Raw genomic sequence first — 25,286 nt, 5'->3', positions numbered from 1 at the left:
AAATGGAAAAGGCTCTAATGATTTAAACCGTTTGATGCAGCTGTTGGCGGAGTTTCCGGGCAGCAGTCACCATATTTTTAAGAGATGCAATGGCTTCTTCTTCATGACGTGTTTTTAAACCACAATCAGGATTAACCCAGAACTGTTCTTTTGAAATAACCGCTAAACTATCTTTTAATATTGTACTGATCTCTTCTACACCTGGCACTCGTGGACTATGAATATCGTACACTCCTAAACCAATCCCAAGTTCGTATGGATTTTGCTTAAGAGATTGAATTAGCTCCCCATGACTTCTAGACGTTTCGATTGAAATAACATCTGCATCAAGGGCACGAATAGGTTTAATAAAGTCATTAAACTCGCAATAACACATATGGGTATGAATTTGGGTCTCATTTTTCACACTGGAAGTAGCTAACTTAAAGGCATTGACTGCCCATGCTAAATAGTCCGCCCATTTTTCTTGGCGTAATGGCAATCCTTCACGTAATGCAGGTTCATCTACTTGAATAATGACAATGCCTGCATCTTCTAACGCTTTTATCTCTTCTTTCAGCGCTAAAGCAAGTTGGTTGGCTACTTGTTCACGTGAAATATCATCACGGACAAAAGACCAATTTAGGATGGTGACAGGACCTGTTAACATCCCTTTCACATATTTTGACGTTAATTGCTGGGCAGCTTCTACCTCCTTCACGGTCATTGGAGCGGTCCACTCGATGTCACCATAAATAATTGGTGGTTTGACACAGCGTGAACCATAGGATACCACCCATGCTTTTTCTGTAAAAGCAAAACCTTCTAGCTTTTCTCCAAAGTACTCAACCATATCCGTTCGCTCAAATTCACCATGTACGAAAACATCCAGTCCAATCTCTTCTTGAATTTGAATCCAACGAGCTGTTTCCTCCTCCAAGAACACTGCATATGCAGCGTCAGTAAGTTCTTTTTTCCGCCAGGCTGTTCGTTTACGTTTTACTAGATCCGACTGAGGGAAACTGCCAATCGTTGTGGTTGGAAAATCTGGTAATTTTAATGCCTCCTTCTGCAAAGGCTGGCGTTCGTTAAATGTCAATGGACGGGCAAAATGTTCGGGTATTACTTGTAACTCAAGCTCCTTCACACGTACATTTTTCCGCGCCTCATGCTGTTCTAATGCTTGGGTCGCTTTCATACTTTTTGACACACTCTTATTTCCTGGACACGCCTCGTCACACACATAGGCTGTTAACTGTGTTAGCTCCACAATTTTCTCATCTGCAAATGATAGGGCATTTTTTAATGTGGCATCAATACGTGTTTCTGCCTTCGTCGTCACAGGTACATGCTGCAAACTACATGATGACTGAATCCAAGCTTCATTTACACCGCTTAATAATAAAACAGCTTTTATATTGAATGCTTTTTCAGCCAAATTTGCCCGCCAAATATCCCGTCCATTGATGATACCAATTCCTAATACTTTGTCTTGGGGAAAGCCGTATTTTCGAAGTGAGGTCATATTCTCTTCAGAACCATGGATGAAATCAAGACCAAGCCCAGCAACCGGTAATTGAGATAGTTCTTCATACGCTGATAATCCTTCAAAATAGGTTTGTAACATGATTTTGGCAGCCGGTACTTGTGCTGCTAATTGTTTGTAAATCTCTTGGACTAGTTTTACATCCTCCGCTGTAAGTGAAAGGACTAGTGCGGGTTCTTCCACTTGAATCCACTGGGCGCCTGCATTTACAAGTTGCTGTAATACTTGTACATAGAGTGGTAGGAGTTTTAAAATAAACAATGCTTTCGATTTGGCATCGTATCCTTTCGCTAATTTCACAAAAGTAAAAGGACCGATTAAGGTAGGCTTTGTAATTAGACCTAAATCCTGTTTGGCTTCTAGAAAATAATCTAATATGTAATTCTTCGTTAATCTTAATGACTGGCCTTCATACTCAGGGACGATGTAGTGATAGTTTGTGTTAAACCATTTTGTCATTTCACATGCTACTACATTCTTTGCTCCTCGTGCCATTGCGTAATAGGTTGATAGATTTACTTCATCACCTGTCCACTGATAACGATTTGGAACCATTCCGAACATTGCCGCATGGTCTAGCATCCGGTCATAAAAGGTAAAATCTCCAACTGTTAGTAAATCCAAGCCTAATGATTGCTGGCGCTTCAAATTATTTAAGCGAATCGTTTTCATATCTATACTGAATTGCTCCTCTGATATCGCTGTCTTCCAATAAGATTCTAGACATCGTTTCCACTCCCGGTTATCACCAATATACGGGTAACCAATAGCTGTACTAACTAAATTCATTTTTCATTCCTCCTTTTTATAGTTACAAAATTCCCAAATACAAAAAAGCCATCTCCACAAAATGGAAATGGCTCTACAATCAAGTTAAAGTTTAGCTAAACAGCATGCATAAACAATGCTGCTCATAACTCGTTAGTCGTACAAATGAAGGTCACCACCTATTTCCACGTAGGTATTTGGTGTGTACTGGAATTTGGCAGGTCTCCTGGCTTATCATCATGGTTCCTCACACCTTCCCGTCGAATAGACAGTGGTATTTGTGATTCACTCCGATTTACAGTTGCGGGACAGCGACGGAATTACACCGTTCTTCCCTTTTAAGCCAAGCCTTAGCTTGGCACCAATTCTTACACGATATGGAATTTTCACTAACTATAACATATTAATAATTTGGTGTACATAATTTTCTGAAAAAGAGCCCCGAACTTATGGCACACAATTTATTCACCAATTGCTTTGATACTTCCTTCCGTATTTGCTCCTCTATCTTCTGATCCTTTTTCTCAAGGGTTGTTTCGATAGTAATCACAAGTTTATTTGTTGTAGAGTAGGTGAAAGTATTGATTTTGTAAATGATATAATGATATTTTTTCTAGTTTTATACTCTGATCCATTTTCTTTTTTTTGCAAAAAGAAAAAAGAGCCTTGAGTGCTCGGCTCTTTAAGTCCACAGTTAAAACCCATTTAAAACATTAGCCAAAATATACTTTTACACTGCCTTCTATCTTTGCCGTTGCTAAACAATTTTTGATAAAATCCAGGATTTGTTTTTGGTCCCAAGGTAAGGAGTCACTTTCTGACAAGGACTCACCATTGTTAAAAAATTGTTTGTAGGCATTGACAGCCTTTTCAATTTGTTGTTTCGAAAAGATAGAACTGCCTCCTGACCCACTAACTCCTGCATAGTACTTATTTGCATCAAGTAAATCATACAGTATGATAGCATTATAATTCCCCATGCTAAAACGAGCATAAGCAATTTCATGCCCTGCTTTATTATATCCTGATATATCGTGACCCATTAAATTATCCTCCTTCAGATATAATTTACGTACCAGAAATCATAGTCTAGGGAAACTTTTAAATGATAATATGTTTACAAAACAGACCTATGCCTTCGGGTCTATTTTTATAAAACAATTTATCCGAAAAAATATGGAAAGAATGGATGTTAAAGCAGAAAAAAGTGTGGATTCAATAAGATGGTTATTAGAAAACGTTCGCAAAATTTACTAGTTGGATTTATTCTTCGAGGTTTTCATAAAATCATTGTTTGGTTGGGGAAAATGATAGAGGACAGAAACGTCCAAATGAAAAACTATTATTTTTTTGTCATGCTTCCATTTTGCTACCTCCTACAGATAAAATAATATCACATTAGAATTCCTATTAATTTAGTCTTTTCAAAAGCTTTTCTACAATTATGTGAACAAATTCGGCAATCATTAAACAGTTGCTATACCTCCTAGAGAAACAAGACAATTTAGAGGAAATTGAACATCTAAAAAACTTGTTGGATGAAATTTCGTCTAGCTCGGATATTACGAATTTATCGGTAAATAAATTAATAAAACATATTTCTGTGCAAAAAAACGGCACTCCATTAATTGAGTACCGTTTATACTTTCGTTACTAAAAAAAACTGCCGCTTTCACGACAGGTTTCTATTATTCAATCGATTTAATATATTCGGCAATGGCGTTCACTTCCCATGTTGATAGCTTCGGAATGCTGTCATTTCCATGACGTTCAATCGCATCCTCTATGGTCTTTGCGCTGCCATCATGAAAATACGGAGCAGTTGCCCAAACACCCCTTAAAGTTGGAGTATCAAACCTTTTGCCATCACGCGGATTCTGATATTGACCGCGTGCATCTCCTTTTGAAGGCACGTCGAGTTTGCTTCCTGTTCCAATATCATGGAGAAAGTTTGTGTTTCGTTCCGTCAGCTCTCCTTCTCCATTCACAGCCTTGCCGCTGTCAGTGAAGAACTCCCCGCCATGGCAGCTGAGACAGTTTCCTTTTCCGTTGAACAACCGTTCTCCTTCTTTGGCTGTGTTTGTTAAACTGCCATCTTTCTTCCGAAAAGGACTTTGAGGAGGAGGATACGAGTTTGGATCTTGCAAAAAAGCCAGGAGTGCATCATACATGTGCTGTACATCTTCTGGGATCGGTTTGGCAGGATCAAGTTCCATCATGCCTCCCATTTCGCCTTGAACAGTATGAATGTAATCCGTAAACTCATTGCGTGACCCGTCCCACAAAAACAGCCCTGTTTCTGTCGTCACCACATTGCTTGGAATATTACGTGGACCTTTTGCCGTCGTTAACGTTAAGCGATTCATGTCCCCATCGGCATGGCACGAAGCACAGCTCATCCAGTTGTTCCCCGTTATGCTTGTGGCGAATTCATCACTGTTTGCACTGTAAAATATTGTTTTACCTTCCCGCACCTCTTTTGACAGAGAATCTTTTTTAATCAGTTTTATAGGTTCCCCTGACATAGTGGCCCGTGCATAAGGGCTGTCTCCCCCTGTTTGAATCGTCGCTAAATTATGACTCATCGCATTATGAACATATAGTGTCTGGCCATCTTTTGAAATGGCAATTCCCCGTGGGTTATCTCCTTTAATGCGCCGCAAAATTTGGGTCGCATTTCCGCCACGTGTTAAATCAAAAACGACAAGGTCTTCGCTGCCCGACATCACCACATAGGCTTTGCTGCCATCCGGCTGAAAGGCTACATCATATGGGTTCGCTACGATGATGGTTTCATTTTTTACATCCCGTATTTTCATTTCGTCAAAGAGCTCTTTTCGCTCATCTACGATTTCTTCGTCTTTTTCTAAATCGATAACGGACACCGCAGGAAAGATCGTCTCTTGAAAATGAATTGGGGTATCGATATTCGTTAACAAGTGTGGAACAAACGCTTTTTTCCCATCAGGCGATATCACAAACTGCTCAAAAGTATTAGGAATTCCCTGGCTTTTCTTACGGTTAGTCTGATCCGGTGAATTAGCCAAGGTAATAGTCTTTGTCACTTTGTCTGCCTCTGTATCGATGACAGAGATATGGCCATCTAAATAATGAGGAACATATAGCTTTTTCCCATCCTTGGTCATGGCAACCGTTCTAGGACGGTCACCAATTTTTAATTCCTTCTTTACTTCCCTCTCATTGGTATCAATGATAGATAGAGTACCAGACTGATAGTTTGCTACATAAAGTGTTTCACCATTTGGGCTTGTGACAAGCCCAAATGGTTGAATGCCAACCTCAATGGAGTCGACCACCTTCCTCTTTTTTGTGGAAATGACGTCTACCTGATTATCAAATAAACACGAGACATACACGAATTGGCCATCGGGACTTAATGTTAGCTGCTGCGGTTGTTTTCCGACCGAAACTTCCGCTTGTATTTTTTTCGTTTTTGCATCAAGAATCGATATGGTATTTACATCTATATTGGCCACATAAAGTGTATCACCTTTGTCATTTAGCACCATATTATCACTATGAACCGCATGGTCACGAAGGACCTCTTTGTTCGTGGCCATTTGTTCCGGCATACAGCTTACAGCGATAATGGCCGTTGCAGATAAAATTGTTAATTGCAAGAGTCTCTTCCACCACATAATATTTCCTTCCTTACCGTTTCTTCACTTCTACATTCACTAAAATAGGCGCAATCCCATATTTCCCGTGCCCTGCCTGCACTTGCGGAACATTGTCTTTGTCGGTATTCCCAAGCTTTTTACCATCAATATAAGCATCTCCTGTATCCCAGAACTCACTTGCCTGCATTCCTTCCTGTAACGATGGCCCGTCAATAACCGTATCGTAAAAAGAAACATAGCGGGAGATTATCGTTTCACGGTCCAGAGATGACAGCGTCTCTTGGTCTCCGTCCGCATTGTATAAGTTATTTAAAGCAACACGGAAGACAGCTGATAAAGCCCCTGCGGTCATGGGGTTATATTCCATTTCATCTTTACTTGTGTAATATAAATTGGTTTCTTTATCGAGCATTTTCTCATCCATCGCTTGGTATAATTCACGTGCTTCATCGCGGTACTTCGTTTCTTTCGTTGCTAAGAATGCCCCAGTCAAGCCTCTAATCGCTCCTAGTTGTGCATCTAAAGTTGGCTCTGTATCGTCCTTACCTTTTCCGATCGTATATCCGTTTGCAACTAGCCCATCTTCACGTTTTAACTCATTGATGATAAAGTCGGCTTGCTTTTTAATCATTTCCAGAGCACGCTTTCCTTCTTCAGTCTCTAATCCTTTTGCATCCTCACCATTGGCGTATCCGACAGGAAGACCGTCAATCGCACGCTGGAACATTCGCAGCGCCTCTGTCGTGTATCCGGCCTGAAATGTATCTACATGAGCTCCCTGTGTCTTTCCGTCATGTTGATCGATAAAAGCTCCCGCTTCATTGTTAAAGTGCATGGCATCGATATTTTTAAAGACTTGCAGCAACACATCGCGGTTGATGGAATAAGGATCAGATGCCTTTACATCGTTGGCAGCAGAACCATCTACATTCTCCTTAACTGCACTCGGAAACGGTTTACCGTCAAATGCGGCTAAAAACGCCGGGTTTTGCGCTTTGTTTTCCGGGCGCTGATCTGTCATGCCGTAAAATTCGGATGCCGGCCACAGCATCAGCCATTGATCTTGCAGCATGCTTCGTGCATCTTTTACGGTCAATTGTTTGGCGCTTGGCATCTCATTATGGCCGTCTTCCACGACCTCGATTTGGTGCGGCAAATAAACAAAGCCATTTGCTGGATTATATTTGCTTCCAGTCCCAGCCGTCAGTTGCTTTTTAGCTGTATCATAAAATAATCCTTCGCGAATGTAGGCCAACTTGTTCCAAATTTGTTCCGTCAGAATGGCTCCCTGCATCCCATCAGCTGAACTAACCCCTAACGCGATGTTTGCGTCATCATCATCTTTCGGTGATGTCGCTTCAAGTTCTTCATCGCTGTCTACTTTATGTAAGCCTCCCATAAAGTCTCCAGACCAAAGAGCCTGCTTCAAGAAGGTTGCTCCATATGCTGACGGATTTAACGTTTTGTCCATCTTTGCCCGACCCCAGCGCAACGTTTCAAAATTCACCTGATACATTGGGACATAAGAGTCATCGTCATTTTCTGCATAATCCTTTGTATCCACATTTTGTATGTAGTGCGGGTCACCAGAGGAATATTCAATTAATGTTGGAAACATATTCCTAAACAATTCATCTTTTGGATAACCGACACTGTCTGCCAGTTCATAAAAACGTTCACCTAGCATAGTTGGTGCGTCTTTTCCTGTTTTCTTCGCTAATTCTGCAACCGCCGGGCCGTGGATTAAATGTATGCCCATTCCGGACTTCTCCGTCACTTCATACATCGCTTCTTCTGAATATTCATATGATTCTACACCTGACGTGTAGTCAAATTTGGATGGTTGATCAAGCTTTCTTACATCAAGAACATCTAAATCTAAGCCAAGACCTTCTACTAAGGGCTCTCCGGAGAGCTCAAATTCTGCATAAGCAAACATATTCGCCGCTGTATCAAACCTATAATCTATCACTGGAACAGATACGCTGCTTTTTTCTGTTTCCGTTTCCGCTTTTGTATCTTTTTTTGCAATTGACTTCTCGTTTGAGCAGGCACTCGTTAATAAAAGCGATGTAGCCAATGCGAATGTTGTCATCACTTTCCATGGTAGTGTTCTCATTATCGTTCTTCACTCCCTTAATTTATGACTCTATAATTGAAAAATGATTATTATGTCATTTTCTAACTTTAATTGATAATAAAAATCATTATCAATTAAAGTTAGCTTCATTTACGTAATTAAGTTATTTCTCATAATCTATTTATTTTCACATCCCCTTATAAAAAATGGTCTATAAGGGTGCCAAAATGATATTATTCTTGACGAATTAATGATTTTACATGCTTTTCTTTTTCAATATGACTATTTTCACTAAAGTAAGTTTCTTGAATATAAGTGATAAATTGTTCGATCCGCTCATTTTGGGACACCTGTGCTTTTTCTATAGAACTTACAACCTCGTTCATACTGTCTTGCAAAAGTTTTTTAAGGTCGTCTTGAGGATACATTTCTTTAAATTTAGGAATCGTTAAATCTCTGGATTTATTAATAGTTAAGTTCAATAACTGATTTAACTTGAAATATTTATCCAAGCTTAAACGATACATTTTTCTTCCACTAAGTAACAATCCAAATGCGCTTGTATAAAGGGTAAGGCTCATTATATTGATATTACCTGAAAGGAGAAAGTTAATATGCATAAAGAGACACGCCAGAATGGATGGAAGTATCATAAACCCGGCGATGAGAAACAAACCAACCGTCACCTGAACGATGGGAATGGCATAATTTAAAGCCATTACTTGCTTCAAGGCTGCTTCTTCTATAAAAAATCTATAAAACTCTGGCACATTGGGTTTATCTAATGTATTCATCAGATAATCACTTAGAAATACTCCTGGTTGAGTAAACCAAGAATGTCCTGAAGAACCCCCTTCACCTAAAATCTTCGTTACTCCTGCTAAAAGCCAGCCTATTCCAAATAGAATGCGCATTAAAACGACTAAATTATGAAAAAAATGTTTTCCTAAATTATTTTGATTTTGCATCATAAGCCCCCTCCAAAATATATATTGATCGAAGCAAAAGTGACAATGATAATCATTATCACTTTTTAACCGTTGGCGATATATTATAAAAAAGTTCTTAAAAACTATTTAAAATAAAATTAAAAAAATTTAATATTTCTAGTCAAGTCACTTGGTTATGATTATTTTCAATTAAGGTATCTTACAGTTTAGATAAAATCTCAATGAGCAAATTATCATGTTGCTTAATGAGAAGAGTTGTTTTAGTTGAATTTCAAAAGGAAACTATTACCTGATTGACCAAAAAAGAGTGATAATTTAAGATATTATTATAAAATAATTGATAATGATTATCACTATCGTTATATAAAATGAATGAGTTTGTTAGGGGAAATGTACATGAGGTTGTTATTGGTTGAAGATGAGTCAAAGGTAGCCCGTTTTATATCGCAAGGATTAAGAGAACACCATTATGTTGTAGATGTGGCGAACGATGGTGAAATCGCTTCTGAACTCGCATTTGCAGAAGAATATGATCTTATAATTGTCGACCTAATGATTCCGAAGAAAAATGGAATGCGATTGATTAAGGAACTAAGGTTGAATGGAAAAAATATTCCTATTCTCATTCTCAGTGCTAAAGATTCCGTGGCAGATAAAGTAGATGGACTCGATTTAGGAGCGGACGATTATATGACAAAGCCGTTTGCTTTTACGGAGTTATTAGCACGTATACGGTGTCTATTAAGACGAGACCAAAAACTGGCATCACCTCTTTTACAGGTAGCGGATCTGACGTTGAATCCTTCTACGAGAGAGGTAACTCGAGGGGGACTCCATATATTCCTTTCCAATAAGGAATATGCTATTTTGGAATTTATGATGAGAAATGCCGGTAAGATTTTATCTAGAACGTTAATTCTAGAACGCGTTTGGACGGATGCTTATAACATAGGAACCAATGTAGTTGATGTTTATATTAATCACTTAAGAAATAAAATCGATAAAAACTTTGATTTTAAACTAATACAAACGGTATATAGTATTGGTTATATAATCAAAAGTGAAGAATAAACCATCATGAGGTTTTTAAAAAGTATCGTATGGAGAATTACGATTTGGCATTCGATTATGTTTATATTCATTTTATTCCTATTTAGTGGATTCTTATATTTTACATTTTCTGAAATGGTAACCAAAGAAGTCGATTCGATTCTTACCAGAGAACTTGGTTTGATTGCCTATTGTTTGGAGGAAGGGGATTCATATTCTAAAATCGAACAACACATCAACCGATTGCGAAGTTTTGAAAGCGTAAATCAAGAAGAGATCTATTGGACAATTGAAACTGATCGAGGGGAAATCATTGCTGAATCTCGAAATTTGTACGGTCAACTCATCAACGATTCAGAAACTTTAAAGAAGATGGACGAAAATACCTTCAGCTGGGATCCTGAGCTAAATGGGATACCGCTTCGTGCGATGTCCATGCAACTGATTTCAGAAAATAAATTGACATACAGAATTACGGTTGCTACTAACGACACGATACGGCATTTCGCCATTGATCAGTTGCGGAACATTATTATCATCTCTAATTTTGTATTCCTAGGAATATCCATCGTGATGGGATGGTTGATTTCGAAAAAAACTCTGAAGCCGATTCATCAAATTATCAGTACGACTAATACCATTACTGCAACCAGTTTACACGAACGGCTGCCTATCGAAGGGCCGGAAGATGAATTGTATAGTTTATCTAAAACTCTCAATCATATGATTGACAGACTAGAAAGCTCATTCACGCAAATTCAGCAGTTTACTTCCGATGTTTCTCATGAACTTCGTACTTCCTTAACAATTATGCGAGGAGAATTGGATGTTGCCTTAAATAGAAATAGATCTGAAGAGGAATATAAAGTCGTCCTGTATGCTGTTTTGGAAGAGGTCATCTATTTATCTGATATGGTAGAAAAATTCTTATATTTATCGAGAAATACCTCTAATTCAAATCTGATAGAGCGAAAAACCGTTGACGGAATGCTCTTATTCCAAAATGTTAGGAATCATTTACTTTCATTGGAAATGAAAAAACAGATTGAATTACATATTCAAATACCCGATCCATTCATTTTATTCGGGGATGAAGATCTCTTACGAAGATTATTTATAAACTTGATTGAAAATGCGCTTAAGTACACACCAGAAGGTGGCACAGTGGAAATCAAGGCAAACAGGACGGAAAAATTCATTTATATTAATGTAATTGATAATGGGATCGGGATTTCAGAGGAACACTTGCCTTTTATTTTTCAGCGATTTTATCGCGCGGACGATTCCAGATCAAGGAGTCATGGAGGAACTGGGCTTGGATTGTCTTTATGTAAATGGATTGTAGATGTTCATAGAGGAACGATTGAGGTTCGTAGTAAGCCAGATGAAGGGACGAGTATAACTGTAAAGCTGCCTGTTTGTTAATGAATAAACAGACTGAACCAGTAAAAAAAAGGTAATCAAATAACTTCATTTCTAAAATAGTCGTATAACAAGTAGTTCAGAGGAAATACTTAAAATGGCTTTAATACGGAAAGGAGGTCGTGACATGGACGTACAACGAGCACAAGAAATTACTAATTCACCGACTATGGCTAATGTAACGTATAACGGAACACGTATCTATATTGAGCATGTAGATCAACAAAACGGAACAACTACAATCCATCCTCTAGATGAACCAAATAATAAACAAAGTGTTTCTGTATCAAGCCTGGTAGAACATTGATTAGGTAAATTTCCTCCGAGTGAAAGCATTGTTTCTAAGAAAACATCACTTCAGAGTGGTGTTTTCTAGTTCCACGAAGACTGTTATCGCTTTCTAACGAACCAGTTCTATTAATTTAAGGAGAAAATCACCAATACTATTTAACAGAGCCTTCTAAAAAACATTCTGTAAGATATACCTCATCATATTCACAATAGTCATAGTCATGCCCTGTTTCTGGAATGTGATATAAAAATCCTAATAATGGCGAATTACCTTCTCTTACATTTGTAATAATAATAAGTGATTAATAGTTTTTACTACGGAATTTTATTGAGAAAAATAAAAAACCTTACCCGATTATTAATCAAGGTAAGGTTACATGGCTATCTTTTTAATACCCTCTTGTTGAGAGTGTTTTTTTTCGAGTTTTTTGTTTAATAATATAATACGTTTACCTTATAACACTTCAAACATTTTTCATAATATTGATCGCCATCAAAACGATGATCACAATTTTGCTGAATCTCCTTTAAACGCTCCTCTAAAAAAGCAAGGCTAGTTTTCATTTGGGTAATTTCCTCTTTAATCTTTTGAACATTCATCCGAATAACCTCCCAAGAAAGTTACTGATATATGCTGCCCCCAGATACCTTAAACTCCTTAGCTTTTTCCTTCATACCTGTTTCAATAGCTTCCTTCGTATCAAGTTTGTTTTCTTGCGCATAATTACGAATATCTTGAGAGATTCTCATGCTACAAAATTTTGGTCCACACATTGAACAGAAATGAGCTGTTTTTGCACCTTCCGCAGGTAAAGTTTCATCATGATATTCTATCGCTCGTTCAGGATCCAAAGATAAATTAAACTGATCTCTCCAACGGAATTCAAAACGAGCTTTTGATAAGGCATCATCTCTTTTTTGTGCTCCTGGATGTCCTTTTGCCAAATCAGCAGCATGGGCCGCAATTTTATATGTAATAACCCCTACACGAACATCCTCTCTATTCGGTAAACCTAAATGTTCTTTAGGCGTTACATAACAAAGCATAGCTGTTCCATACCAACCAATCATGGCAGCCCCAATAGCAGATGTAATGTGATCATAACCAGGTGCTATATCAGTTGTAAGAGGTCCAAGTGTGTAGAATGGTGCTTCCTGACACACTTCTAGTTGTTTATCCATATTTTCTTTAATAAGGTGCATTGGTACGTGACCAGGTCCTTCAACCATCACCTGTACATCATGTTCCCAAGCAATTTTTGTTAACTCTCCAAGAGTCTCTAATTCTGCAAACTGCGCTTCATCATTCGCATCTGCGATAGACCCAGGACGTAAACCATCCCCTAAAGAGAATGCAACATCATAAGATTTCATTATTTCGCAGATTTCTTCAAAGTGAGTATATAAAAAGCTTTCTTTATGGTGGTGTAAACACCATTGTGCCATGATTGAACCACCGCGGGATACAATCCCTGTTAATCGTTTTGCCGTTAGTGGAACATATCGTAAAAGAACACCAGCATGAATTGTGAAGTAATCAACACCTTGCTCCGCTTGTTCAATCAAGGTATCACGGTAAATCTCCCATGTAAGATCTTCAGCAACACCATTTACTTTTTCAAGTGCTTGATAAATGGGGACGGTGCCGACAGGAACGGCTGAGTTTCGAATAATCCATTCTCTTGTTTTATGAATGTTTTTACCTGTTGATAGATCCATAATATTATCAGCACCCCAGCGTGTCGCCCATGTCATTTTTTCAACCTCTTGTTCGATGGATGATGAAACAGCAGAGTTACCGATATTCGCGTTAATTTTAACATGAAAATTACGTCCTATTATCATAGGTTCTGACTCTGGATGATTGATATTAGAAGGAATGATCGCTCGACCTTTTGCAACTTCATCACGCACAAATTCAGGTTTCATATTTTCCCTTATTGCGATGAATTCCATTTCAGGAGTAATAATTCCCTTTTTTGCATAATGAAGCTGTGTAACATTTTTCCCTTTTTTTGCACGTAATGGTTTGCGCTTCAAACCCGGAAACACATTATGATTGGCACGAGGATCTTTTTCATCCTTATACCCATTATCTACAGGCTTAATTTCTCGACCTTCATATTCTTCAACATCTGCTCGTTCATGAATCCATGTGCTTCGAATGGCAGGAAGACCTTTTGAAATATCAACAGAATAATTTAGATCCGTATAAGGACCGCTTGTATCATACACGCGTACTGGAAGGTTTTCCTCTTCACCAAACGTACCCGTAGTAGGGCTTAACTCAATTTCACGCATTGGTACTTTAATGTCGGATCTCGAACCTGTTACATATACTTTTTTACTTCCTGGAAAACTAGACATGATGGAAATATTTTGTTCGTTTAATGAAGTCGTTGACATAATAAATCTCTCCTTTTTTTTTGAATATAAAGGCCGAGATACAGAACATAACAAGTGAATAAGCGTATAAAAGTACATCAAAAAGCCGGGACCATAAATGGTTGGACCCGGCTAAAATGTATGCAGAAGTATAGTTGCATTGAAGATTGTCTATTCTAACTTCCCCACGCTGGTATGATCCAGATCAGGTCCCAAGAGTCAAGAAACTTCATCGTGTTTCTTTCTCAGCCCAACTTATTGGACACCCCTAGTTATTTATATTCATTTAAGCTACATTATATATGAGTATCGGTTAAAATGAAATACATAATATTATTTAAAGTAATAAAGTCGTGTTTAGATATAAGGTAAAAATAAATTCCCCACTTACTGTTTGCCTATTTTATTTCCTCCAAAGTTGGATCAATAAAACAAAATTCAATCTTATTATTGAAAGCGTCCTGTAGCTCCTTTTTCTCAACAAATACGCCATTCGTTTTGGCAATGTCTAGAATTTATTAAGCCAGAAGACTACTCTTCTGGCTTGTTATTTGAAAGAACTAATTTAAGTTCTGCTTCGTAATCTATCAAGAAGGACGGCAATAACAATAACTATCCCTTTTACAACTTGTTGCCAGTAATAATCCACGTTAAGTAAGGTCATTCCATTCGTTAACACAGCCACAATCAAAACCCCAATGATAGTTCCTTGTATACGGCCACGTCCCCCTACAAAACTAGTACCACCTAGTACGACAGCTGCTATCGCATCTAGCTCAAATCCTATTCCTACCATGGGCTGCCCTGAGAACAAACGTCCTGCCATCACAACGCCACTAACACCGGCCAATAAGCCACTGATGGAATATACATTAATCAGGGTGCGATTAACTTTAATCCCTGTAAGGTGTGCAGCTTCTTCATTACCGCCAATAGCATAAACATGTCTCCCGAACATCGTATTCTTTAAAACAGTTATCATGATGATATAAACAATTGCCATCACATAAATAGGAGTAGAAATCCCCAGAATTTCACCTGCACCAATGAATTTGAACTGCTTTGATGCCAAAACTACAGGATATCCTCCGGTTATAACATAAGCCAACCCCCTCAGGTAGGTCATACTTCCAAGCGTCACGATAAAGGCAGGCAACTTAGGTACAGCTGTTAAAAATCCATTAATAGCCCCAGCAACATATCCTACCGCAACTCCTACTAACATAGCGATAACTGGAGGAGTTCCGGCATTTGATAGTAATACAGATATAACACCGCTTAATGCAAGGGTTGAGCCTACCGATAAATCAATTCCTCCTGTTAATATAACTACAGTCATCCCAGCTGCCAGAATAGCAGTGATTGAACTCTGCTTTAGTACGTTTAAGATATTACTTGAGTCCGTGAAATTCGGTGCAACAATAATCATAACGATGATTAATAAGGCAAGAATGATTACCATGCCCAGCTGATTAAAAATCTGTTTTGACCGTTCCCTGAATGAAACTACGGATGGACTTGACGTTTGTAAGTTTGTATTCATTGTTTAACCTCTCCTGTAGCATAGTACATAATTTTTTCTTGTGTAGCTTCATCACGAGATAGTTCAGCTCTGAGTTTCCCCTCATGAATCACTAAAATCCGATCACTAACTCCTAATACTTCTGGTAATTCAGAAGAAATCATCAATACAGCAAGCCCTTGTTCTGCTAATTTAGTTATGATTTTATGAATCTCAGTCTTTGCACCTATGTCTACACCCCGGGTCGGTTCGTCAAGCAGCAGTATTTTAGGACCTATAGATAACCATTTAGCAATAACAACCTTTTGTTGATTTCCTCCGCTAAGGCCCATAACATTTTGTTCCTTTGATGCCGTTCTTACTCCAAGTTCTTTAATGTATCGATCCGCATCACGATTCATTTGCTTATACTGCAATAGTTTAAATTTACGATAGGTTGGCAATTGTGCCATCAGTATATTTTCTTTTACAGATAAATTTGGTAATAACCCCTGTTCCTTCCTGCTCTCAGGAACATGAGCAATGCCAAGTTTTATTGCGTCAATAGGACTTTTTATATGAACCTCCTGGCCATCCAAAATTATTTGACCCTCTGACAGTTCGGATAATCCAAAGATTGTTCTTACCAGCTCAGTCCGTCCCGCACCGACAAGGCCTGCTAAGCCCACAATTTCTCCAGGGTAGATTTTCATCGATATCCCCTTTACAAACTTCTTGTCAGAGACATTTTTTAACTCAAGGACAGGTTTTTGTTCAGACCTATCAATACTTTCGATTCTTTCTCTTACAAATAGCTCATTTAACTCTCTTCCTACCATAAGTTTTACTAGATTCTCAGGATTTGTAACCGAAATTGGTCCACTTGTAACCCAATGACCGTCCCTAAGAACTGTAAAGCGATTTGAAATTTTAAAAATCTCATCCATTCGATGAGAGATATAAACAATAGCTACGCCTTTTCTTCTTAATTCTTCAATGATGCCAAAAAGCTTTTCTATTTCTTTATCTGTCAGAGATGCCGTTGGTTCATCCATAATTAAAATCTCAGAGTTAAGTGATAAGGCTCGAGCAATTTCTACCATTTGTTGCTGGGCCACACTTAAGGTGGAAACATCCGCTCGAGGATCCAAGGAAGATCCTATGGATTTTAATACTTGGGCCGCACTTTCATAAATATCATTCCAATTTATTAGGCCCAGCCTATTTTTCTTAAATGTTGTCCCCATCATAATATTCTCACCAATGGACAAATTAGGTGAAAGGCTTATTTCTTGGTGAATAACACTGATCCCTTTATTTCTTGCCTCCATTGGATTATTCCAATGTACTTCTTGACTTTTATATTCAATTGTTCCTCCATCAGGCTGATACACACCAGCCATGATCTTCATTAACGTAGATTTCCCTGCACCATTCTCCCCCATCAAGGCATGAACTTCCCCTTTATAGAGTTCGATATTAACGTTTTGCAACACCTTAACACCGGAAAATTTCTTCGTAACCGCCTTCATCCTAAGGATGGGTAACTGACTCTCTGGTAGACGACGATTTATTTGTTCTTGAACCTGAAATACTGCCATTAGCGCCACTCCCTAAGTCTCTTTTTAAGCCCTATTTTACTTAGATATAAATATAGTGCTCCAAAGAGAGCACCATATTTTACCTCCACTAGAGGGAAGTCAATTACCAGCCACTATAGGAATTAACATTATCTTTAGTGATAAATTTAGTTGGAATAAGAACTTTTGAGTCAACTTTCTTTCCATCAATGACTTTTAATGCTAAGGCAACACCATCAATAACCATTTGATTTGGGAATTGTGCTGAAGTACCAGCAAAGCTTCCGCCTTTTTTCAGCGCATCAACAGCAGAAGGCGCACCGTCAACACTTACGACAAAGAATTCCTTTTGTCTACTAGCTTGTTCTTGAGCAATTTGTACTCCAACAGCCTCTTCATCATTTATTGTAAATACTGCATCGATTTTTTTGTTTGCTGTTAGTGTCCCTTCCATTACGGTAAGAGCCTTTTCACGATTACCCTCACCATTTTGTTTAGCAACAACCTTGATCTCTGGATATTTTTTAATTACTTCGTTAAAACCTTTAATTCGGTCTGTCACTGCTGAAACAGGAGGTCCATCAATAATAACAATATTACCTTTTCCATTAAGTTGTTTAACAAGGTACTCCGCAGCTAATTTACCTGCTTGAACGTTATCAGACATAACCACTGTGTCAATGCCACCTTCTGCAAATCCATCAAGAGCAACAACCGGAATACCTGCTGCTTTTGCCTCACTAACTGCACCAGCAATGCCAGCAGAATCAAATGGGCTTAATAATATTAAATCAACTTTTTTTGTGATAAAGTCTTCAATTTGTGCAGTTTGTTTAGCAAGATCTTGATCGGCACTTACAGTCGTTACTTCAGCATTATACTTAGAAGCAACTTCTTTAGCCCCTTTAGACATTGCTACAAAGAATGGATTACTTAAATTTGGAACTGTTAAACCAATCTTTAGCTTTTTTTCAGTATTAGACTTGTCATCTGTTTTACCAGAATTAGAAGCGCTTTCATTATTACTGCATGCACCTAAAAAGCATAAAGTTAAAATTAATAATACTATGTTAAAAATTTTAAAGTTTTTCATCGTTTGTAATTCCTCCTAAATATAGTTATGTAAAGTAATAAATACTTCTAGCAAAACACAATTCTTGTAAAAAAATCTGTAATTTCGTATTATAAAAATGAGTGCTAAAATTAGTATTAATTTTAGATATACTCAGGCAGGGTTATGATTTGGGGCTTTTTTCCATTTGGTCGTGGTTGCCCTAATTCGTAACCTTTTTTGTGATTCTTTCATTTTCTCTCCCAAAGAAAAAGTAATTTAAACGATTAAAATCTCCTTCTTTTATTTTCACAACTCTATAAGCACCACCCCCTAAAAATGATGTGGATATTTCTTTAAAACGCTTTCATTTAAACGCCTTCACTTTTTAATTTTATCTGATATTAGATCCTTACGTTGGGGGAAAAGTCAGACTACGCGAACAGAAACTCCTGATTCCTCAATGCGGCTAAGCACAGTCTTTTTTGCGGCACTATCGGTTATTAAATAATTTACCTCATGAATCTCCGCAAACTTCGCAAAGCTTACTTGACCTATTTTGGTATGATCAGTGATGAGAATAACCTTTTCCGCACAATCAATCATCTTCCTTTTCGTTGATGCCTCAGTTAAATTTGGGGTGGTTAAGCCATTTTCTACATCAACGCCATTCGTAGCAATAAACGATTTGTCTACACAAATTTGATTAAAGCTGTTTTCAGCCAATGGACCTACCAACGCTAGTGTTTCTGAACGCAGAGAACCACCACATAATAAGACTTCAATTCCCGATACATCCTTTAATTCGTTGGCACATAATATTGAATTGGTAACTACCTGTAAGCTAGAAAAGTTTCTTAGTTCTTGAGCAAGATAATAAGTTGTCGTACCCGAATCGAGCAAGATACTTTCACCGTTCTCAATAAGCTTAGCCGCTTCCTTTGCAATAGCCCTTTTCTCTTTTTGAAACTGCACTTCTTTCTCAATGTAAGTCGGTTCGAAGGTTACACTTTTGAACAAGACAGCCCCACCATGCGTTCTTTTTAACAATTGTGCTTCCTCTAGTTCCTTTAAGTCCCTACGAATTGTTGATTCAGACAAGTCGAAGTGTTGACTTAATTCTTGTACATCTACTCTAGCATTCTTGTTTAGTAACTCTAGTATGGCCGACTTTCTTTCTATACCGTACACAGAATTGTTTCCCTCCCATTCATTTAAAATGCGCCGTTTGACTGTTTTAGCTCACTTTTGAATGAATTTGACGTTTTATGCTCATTTTTGATTATATGTGCTTTTTTACCAATTTACAATATAAATTTAAAGAATTGCGAAAATTTTAAAATATAAATTAAAATAAAAAAGCTATTGATTTTCGAAGATTAGTATACGGTAGACTATACTTATTATGGGAACACTCTGACTAAGTAAAACTTAGAAGTAAACACAAGTAAGGGCTTCGAATGGGGATGATTTGAGAGAAATGAAAGTAGTTTTGAAAAAGAAAAATTGAAGTATAAGTTCTAAAAATAAAACTAAATGGGAAAAAGGAGTTTCTCCATTTAGGGAGTAACTCCTTGTTTGTGGTAGAGGCAGGAAATCCCTTACTTGGTTCCTGCCTCTTCTTTTAAAATCATAACCGAGACGCATTCGACGTGCGTCGTCATCGGAAACATATCAACTGGCTGCACTTCCACCGTTTTGTATCCTCCGTCCTCCAATATCCGCAGGTCCCTCGCCAGGGTAGCTGGATTACAGGATACATAAACGACTTTTTTCGGCTTCATCTCGATGATCGTTTGCAGCAAAGCCTCGTCGCAGCCTTTACGTGGCGGATCAACGACCAAGACATCAGCGACATTCCCTTCTTTATACCACTTTGGAATGACAACCTCGGCTTCCCCAGCAGCAAACTCGGTATTATCCATTCCGTTTAATGCGGCATTTCGCTTGGCATCCTCAATCGCCTCTGGAACTACCTCTACACCAAATACCTTCCGTGCCTTTTGTGCTAAAAATAAAGAAATCGTCCCGATCCCGCAATAGGCATCAATCACACTTTCTTCTCCGCTAAGATCCGCGTATTCAAGCGCCTTATCATATAAAACCTTTGTTTGAACAGGATTAACCTGATAGAAGGACAGGGCTGAAATTGCGAATTTCACATCGCCGATATAGTCGTATATGACTTCGTTCCCCCATAACACGTTCGTTGTCGCCCCCATAATCACGTTGGTCCGTTTGGAATTCACATTATGGATAATCGACTTTATCTTCGGGAGCCGCGCTACTATTTGCTCCACTAGCTTGTCTTTATGCGGAAGGTCAGCCGTCCTTGTGATAATGACCACCATAAGTTCGCCTGTTTGCTTACCATATCGGGCCATAATGTGTCTTAGCACACCTTTATGTGATTCCTCATGATAGGCAAGAATCCCTAACTCACTGCAAATTTCCTTCACCGTCTTTACTGCCTCATTAATTTCAGGCAGTTGAATGACACTTTCGTTCGTATCAACAATTTCATGGCTTCTTGGTTTAAAAAAGCCAGCAATTAGTTTGCCGTCCTTTTCCCCCACTGGCACCTGTGCCTTGTTGCGGTAATGAAAGGGCTGGTCCATTCCTAAAATGGGATGTACAACGACATCCTCTAGTTTACCGATCCGTGTAAGTACCTGACGAACTTGGTTTTCCTTGTACTTTAGCTGACCTTCATAACTAATATGCTCGAGCTGGCAGCCTCCATATTTATGAATATCACTGCTCTCAATCTCGACCCGGTCAGGGCTTTTTTCATAAAGCTCCACCAACCGCCCAAATCCATACCCTTTACCCGTCTTAATGACCTTCACTTTTGCCTTTTCGCCAGGCAGTCCATTGGGAACAAATAACGGGTAGCCATCAATCTTGGCTACACCCGACCCATCATGGGTTAAATCTTCAAACACTACATCTATAAAATCATTTTTATTAACCGGTACGATTCTGCTCATTCGTTTCTTCCTTTGCACGTTTTGACTGCTAAGATTGTAACACAAAGCATGGTTGATTGCGAAACTTGCTCAGGAAAAGAGCCTTTTTTTCGAAAAAACCAAGAAAATTGTCAGAATATTTTTATTTTCAAATATAATAAAAGTGTATATGATTAAAACAATCTCAATATTGGAAGGAGTGGATAATGATGAAGATGAAATATAACCTTACGATTTCGTTACTCCTTGCCTTTCTTGCTTTCACCTATTTTCACTTTTCATATTCACTTTCCCACTCTCATACCAATATCAAGGCCATCATCAACATAGATGATGCCAAGGTGAAAGGGCAATGGGACGATGACAAGAAACTGCCCATGGACTTACCCACACTTTTCGTACTTCCTGTCATCCTTGCAGCAGTTGCCTCTCCGCTTGTTTATTTATCGATCATTTTTATCAGAAGCTTTATTTTTCTGATACCAATATTTCATCAATCCAACTATGTGATCTACGCTCCCGAATCATTCTGATATCTATCAATGATAAGGGAGGAAATTATAATGTGGATTCGCTTTATTATTATTGGCTTTTTTTCCGTATCAGCCGCAAGCATGCTTACCTACCAGGGGATTGAAATTTTCCATGCGTTTACGGATTTCTTTAGGCAAAAATAAATGAAGGGCAGACTCAGGCGGGGATTTATTAATCCCCGTTTGGAGTCTGCCCTTTTTAATTAAAAGCTCTCTTCTTGGTCGCCTTTCATGGCCGCAACTTTATCTTTGACCTCTTCTATATTCCTCATCTTGTTATCCCAGCATTTTTGACTCAAGTCGACTGGATATTCTGCAGGATTGGTAATCCTCTTATACTCATCCCAAAGGGCAACGAGATTTTGCTTCAAATAATCACGGGATTCTTCCAAGCAAGGTACTTCATAAACAAGTTCCCCTTCAGAAAAAATTCTCACATGTAATTCTTTTGCGGTAAAGTTGGTAACAACCTTGTTCATAAATGTATGGGTTGGATGGAACATCCGCAGCCGTTTTTCAGGGAGCTTTTCATCGGCTAGTGCAATATAATCCCCTTCGGCATGGTTGTTCGTATTATTGATGATTCGATATATCCGTTTCAATCCAGGTGTCGTCACCTTTTCCGGATTGGATGAAATTTTGATCGTATCTTCCATTTTTCCGTTATCATCTTCAATGGACACAATTTTATAAACTGCCCCAAGCGCAGCTTGATCGTAGGCCGTAATCAGTTTGGTCCCTACTCCCCAGCTGTCAATTTTGGCACCTTGTGATTTCAAACTCATTATGGTGTATTCATCTAAGTCACTGGAGGCTACAATCTTGGCATCAGTGAATCCAGCTTCATCAAGCAATTTGCGTGCTTCTTTCGAAAGGTAGGCTAGGTCACCACTATCAAGGCGGATACCGATAAAATTGATTTTATCCCCGAGCTCCTTAGCCACTTTGATCGCATTTGGCACACCAAGACGGAGGGTATCGTATGTATCTACTAGAAAAACACAATCCTTATGTGATTCAGCATATTTAATGAAGGCCGTATATTCATCTTTATATGCTTGGACCATCGAATGGGCATGTGTTCCGGATACAGGAATACCAAACAGTTTCCCCGCTCTGACATTACTTGTTGATTCAAAACCTGCAAGATAGGCTGCTCGTGTTCCCCAAATTGCTGCATCCATTTCCTGTGCCCTTCTCGTTCCAAATTCCATCGCCACTTCTTCGCCCACGACTTGCTTGATTCGCGATGCCTTCGTCGCAATTAATGTTTGGTAATTCACAATGTTAAGCAGGGCTGTTTCAATCAATTGGGCTTCTGCAAGGGGCGCTTCAACCCGTATGATTGGTTCATTGCCGAAAACTAGCTCGCCTTCTTCCATGGCACAGATAGTTCCAGTAAATCGGATATCTTTAAGATATTGAATGAAATCCGCCTGGTACCCTACTTCATTTTTCAAATATTCGAGGTCTTCCTCGCTAAAGCGGAAACCTTGAATAAATTGAATCACTTTCTCCAATCCAGCAAATACAGCATAACCGTTCCCGAACGGAAGCTTACGGAAGAATAGTTCGAAGACCGCTCGTTTATTATGTATTCCATCTCTCCAATACGTTTCAACCATGTTGATCTGATATAGATCCGTATGCAGAGTTAAACTATCATCGTGGTAAAAGTGTTTCATCATCTGACCTCCGAAGTACTATTTCAGCTTTTTCATCATTATAACCAATAATACACCCGGAAGTCTATTTAACTTGGGCTCCTAGCGATTGTTCAAAGTGACCGAGTGCCCATTCATGGCCAGCCTGAAATTTTTAGGATTAGATTCACAATCCTTTACGAGAAAAGGGCTAGCAAATTTTTAATTTACTAGTCCTCTTCGCACTTTTTATATTCATCAATGAATCAAGCTCCAAAAGTTTGGGGAAGTACTAAAGAACTATCACCAACAGCAATAAGGGAACTTTAGATTTATAAATGTAAGGTAGTTCCTGTTCTTGCTTGCTTTTCCTCTGTTTTCTTCTTACCTTTTGTATTACTTGCTTTCAATTTCTCCTCCCAAAAATCAGCACCTTTAATGCCGAGTTTAACAGGATCGAAGACTGGTTCCATTCCCGCTTTCCTTTGTTGTTCATAATCTTTAAATACTTTTAAGGCCGTTTTCGTTAGCATTAAAATAGCCACTAAGTTTAGCCAAGCCATGCTTCCGAAGCCAAAGTCACCAAGTCCCCATAATAGGGATGCGTTTTCGACACTTCCAATATAGATCATTCCTAAGAAAAGAATCATTAAGGCTGCTCTAAACCCTTTCAAATTTCTATTTCTTCCAAGGTAAAAGAGGGTTGTTTCAGAAATATAGTAGTAAGCCATTAGCGTTGTAAAGGCAAAGAAGAAGATCGCAATCGCAACAAACAATCCACCAAATCCAGGAATAACGCTTTCAACAGCCGCTTGTGTCCACATCGGACCAGCTTCAACACCTGGGATGTTGTCAACAATCGAAGACTGTCCTTCTGGAGTAATGTTGTACATGCCGGTGATTAAAATCATAAGTGCCGTAGCTGTACATACAATGATCGTATCAATATAAACAGAAAATGCTTGAACAAGACCTTGTTTTGCCGGATGGGATACGGCAGCCGCGGCTGAACTATATGTTCCTTCCCCTACACCAGCCACGTTGGAAAATACAGCTCTCTTAACGCCCCATGCAATCGCTGCACCGAACATACCGCCAAACATTTCATTTGCTCCAAATGCACTTGAAATAATCAACCTAAACATTGCTGGAATTTCTGATGCATTAGCAAATAAAAGTACGAACGTGACAATCACATATCCTAAAGCCATAAAAGGTACAACTTTATCTGCAACAGAAGCGATTCGCTTAACACCGCCAAAAATAATGATGCCAAGTAATGCCACAAGAATGATACCAGTGATGCTTTTATTGAGACCCATTGTGTTTTCAAATCCAACAGCAATCGTGTTAGCCTGAATACCTGGAACTAATATTCCGTAACACAGTGTAACAACAATCGCAACAAACACCCCGAACCACTTCATTTTTAAACCTTTCTCAATAAAATAAGGAGTTCCGCCGCGGTATTGGTTACCATCTTTTACTTTATAGACCTGAGCAAGAGTCGATTCAACAAACGCACTTGCTCCTCCCAATAAAGCCATAATCCACATCCAGAAAACTGCTCCCGGACCGCCAAATGCAATCGCAGTAGCAACCCCAGCAATATTTCCAATACCGACCCGACCGGCTAATGCCATACAAAACGCCTGGAAAGAGGACACACCAGATTCCGGTTCACCCTTGTCAAAAAGAAGTTTAATCATTTCCTTAAAGTATCTAATTTGCACAAAACGCGTAATAATGGAAAAGAACAATCCAGCACCAAGTGCAAACGCTACTAACCCCAGACTCCAAACCATACCCGACGCTTTATTCACCAACTCTTCCATCTTATTCCTCCTCTGTAAGCGCTTCAAATAAATCGTTATATAGTTTATTTGTATTTATAACA

The 25,286-nt window shown here is 38.7% G+C and carries 18 protein-coding genes and 2 riboswitches; of the genes, 4 read left to right on the top strand and 14 right to left on the bottom strand.

Translation table 11 applies throughout. From position 1 onward, the window contains the following. Positions 1 to 22: 22 nt before the first annotated feature. The 5 genes from metE to QNH17_RS02185 all read right to left on the bottom strand — a co-directional run bounded on the left by metE (position 23) and on the right by QNH17_RS02185 (position 8,985). Positions 23 to 2,314: a 5-methyltetrahydropteroyltriglutamate--homocysteine S-methyltransferase gene (gene metE / locus QNH17_RS02205; RefSeq protein WP_283877192.1), complete on the bottom strand. Its 2,292-nt coding sequence runs from the start codon at positions 2,312 to 2,314 to the stop codon at positions 23 to 25. A gap of 178 nt (positions 2,315 to 2,492) precedes the next feature. Continuing rightward, positions 2,493 to 2,674, bottom strand: a riboswitch (cobalamin riboswitch). Positions 2,675 to 3,006: 332 nt separating this feature from the next. After that, positions 3,007 to 3,336 (bottom strand): hypothetical protein, encoded by a 330-nt coding sequence (locus QNH17_RS02200; RefSeq protein WP_283877191.1) that lies wholly within the window; start codon positions 3,334 to 3,336, stop codon positions 3,007 to 3,009. A 645-nt stretch (positions 3,337 to 3,981) separates the two neighbouring features. Beyond that, positions 3,982 to 5,952: a beta-propeller fold lactonase family protein gene (locus QNH17_RS02195; RefSeq protein ID WP_481858561.1), complete on the bottom strand. Its 1,971-nt coding sequence runs from the start codon at positions 5,950 to 5,952 to the stop codon at positions 3,982 to 3,984. Positions 5,953 to 5,965: 13 nt separating this feature from the next. Continuing rightward, on the bottom strand, positions 5,966 to 8,053 hold the full coding sequence (locus tag QNH17_RS02190; RefSeq protein ID WP_283877190.1) for a glycoside hydrolase family 88 protein: 2,088 nt from the start codon (positions 8,051 to 8,053) through the stop codon (positions 5,966 to 5,968). Between the two features lie 194 nt (positions 8,054 to 8,247). Continuing rightward, on the bottom strand, positions 8,248 to 8,985 hold the full coding sequence (locus tag QNH17_RS02185) for a hypothetical protein (RefSeq protein ID WP_283877189.1): 738 nt from the start codon (positions 8,983 to 8,985) through the stop codon (positions 8,248 to 8,250). A 375-nt stretch (positions 8,986 to 9,360) separates the two neighbouring features. Between QNH17_RS02185 and QNH17_RS02180 the strand changes: the two genes are divergently transcribed. From QNH17_RS02180 to QNH17_RS02170, 3 genes are all read left to right on the top strand, one after another. Then, positions 9,361 to 10,035: a response regulator gene (locus QNH17_RS02180; RefSeq protein ID WP_283877188.1), complete on the top strand. Its 675-nt coding sequence runs from the start codon at positions 9,361 to 9,363 to the stop codon at positions 10,033 to 10,035. Between the two features lie 6 nt (positions 10,036 to 10,041). Further along, a complete protein-coding gene (locus QNH17_RS02175) occupies positions 10,042 to 11,439 on the top strand; it encodes a sensor histidine kinase (RefSeq protein WP_283877187.1) in 1,398 nt (465 codons plus the stop codon). A 124-nt stretch (positions 11,440 to 11,563) separates the two neighbouring features. Further along, positions 11,564 to 11,743 (top strand): small acid-soluble spore protein H, encoded by a 180-nt coding sequence (locus QNH17_RS02170; protein ID WP_045522495.1) that lies wholly within the window; start codon positions 11,564 to 11,566, stop codon positions 11,741 to 11,743. A gap of 416 nt (positions 11,744 to 12,159) precedes the next feature. Here QNH17_RS02170 and QNH17_RS02165 read toward each other — a convergent pair whose 3' ends face one another. From QNH17_RS02165 to rlmD, 7 genes are all read right to left on the bottom strand, one after another. Continuing rightward, a complete protein-coding gene (locus QNH17_RS02165) occupies positions 12,160 to 12,327 on the bottom strand; it encodes a serine protease (protein ID WP_283877186.1) in 168 nt (55 codons plus the stop codon). Between the two features lie 21 nt (positions 12,328 to 12,348). Beyond that, positions 12,349 to 14,133 (bottom strand): phosphomethylpyrimidine synthase ThiC, encoded by a 1,785-nt coding sequence (thiC, locus tag QNH17_RS02160; protein ID WP_283877185.1) that lies wholly within the window; start codon positions 14,131 to 14,133, stop codon positions 12,349 to 12,351. A 144-nt stretch (positions 14,134 to 14,277) separates the two neighbouring features. After that, a riboswitch (TPP riboswitch) is annotated at positions 14,278 to 14,392 on the bottom strand. Between the two features lie 285 nt (positions 14,393 to 14,677). Continuing rightward, a complete protein-coding gene (locus tag QNH17_RS02155) occupies positions 14,678 to 15,655 on the bottom strand; it encodes an ABC transporter permease (RefSeq protein ID WP_283877184.1) in 978 nt (325 codons plus the stop codon). After that, positions 15,652 to 17,214 (bottom strand): sugar ABC transporter ATP-binding protein, encoded by a 1,563-nt coding sequence (locus tag QNH17_RS02150; protein ID WP_283877183.1) that lies wholly within the window; start codon positions 17,212 to 17,214, stop codon positions 15,652 to 15,654. The genes QNH17_RS02155 and QNH17_RS02150 overlap by 4 nt, the downstream gene beginning before the upstream one ends. Positions 17,215 to 17,317: 103 nt before the next feature. Then, positions 17,318 to 18,286, bottom strand: coding sequence for an ABC transporter substrate-binding protein (locus QNH17_RS02145; protein WP_283877182.1), 969 nt, complete (start codon positions 18,284 to 18,286; stop codon positions 17,318 to 17,320). Positions 18,287 to 18,673: 387 nt separating this feature from the next. Next, positions 18,674 to 19,435, bottom strand: coding sequence for a DeoR/GlpR family DNA-binding transcription regulator (locus tag QNH17_RS02140; protein ID WP_283877181.1), 762 nt, complete (start codon positions 19,433 to 19,435; stop codon positions 18,674 to 18,676). Between the two features lie 410 nt (positions 19,436 to 19,845). Continuing rightward, positions 19,846 to 21,234, bottom strand: a complete 1,389-nt coding sequence (rlmD, locus tag QNH17_RS02135) for a 23S rRNA (uracil(1939)-C(5))-methyltransferase RlmD (protein ID WP_283877180.1) — start codon at positions 21,232 to 21,234, stop codon at positions 19,846 to 19,848. Between the two features lie 185 nt (positions 21,235 to 21,419). Between rlmD and QNH17_RS02130 the strand changes: the two genes are divergently transcribed. Continuing rightward, a complete protein-coding gene (locus QNH17_RS02130) occupies positions 21,420 to 21,746 on the top strand; it encodes a hypothetical protein (RefSeq protein WP_283877179.1) in 327 nt (108 codons plus the stop codon). Positions 21,747 to 21,949: 203 nt separating this feature from the next. Here the strand turns inward: QNH17_RS02130 and QNH17_RS02125 are convergent, their stop codons facing one another. Together QNH17_RS02125 and QNH17_RS02120 are read right to left on the bottom strand one after the other, a co-directional pair. Next, positions 21,950 to 23,431: a nicotinate phosphoribosyltransferase gene (locus QNH17_RS02125; RefSeq protein WP_283877178.1), complete on the bottom strand. Its 1,482-nt coding sequence runs from the start codon at positions 23,429 to 23,431 to the stop codon at positions 21,950 to 21,952. Between the two features lie 290 nt (positions 23,432 to 23,721). Then, positions 23,722 to 25,224 (bottom strand): alanine/glycine:cation symporter family protein, encoded by a 1,503-nt coding sequence (locus QNH17_RS02120; RefSeq protein WP_283877177.1) that lies wholly within the window; start codon positions 25,222 to 25,224, stop codon positions 23,722 to 23,724. Between the last annotated feature and the right edge of the window lie 62 nt (positions 25,225 to 25,286).

Source organism: Neobacillus sp. SuZ13 (assembly GCF_030123365.1).
In the GTDB taxonomy this organism is placed as follows: Bacteria; Bacillota; Bacilli; order Bacillales; family Cytobacillaceae; genus Neobacillus.
This window is presented reverse-complemented; position numbering and strand designations above follow the sequence as displayed.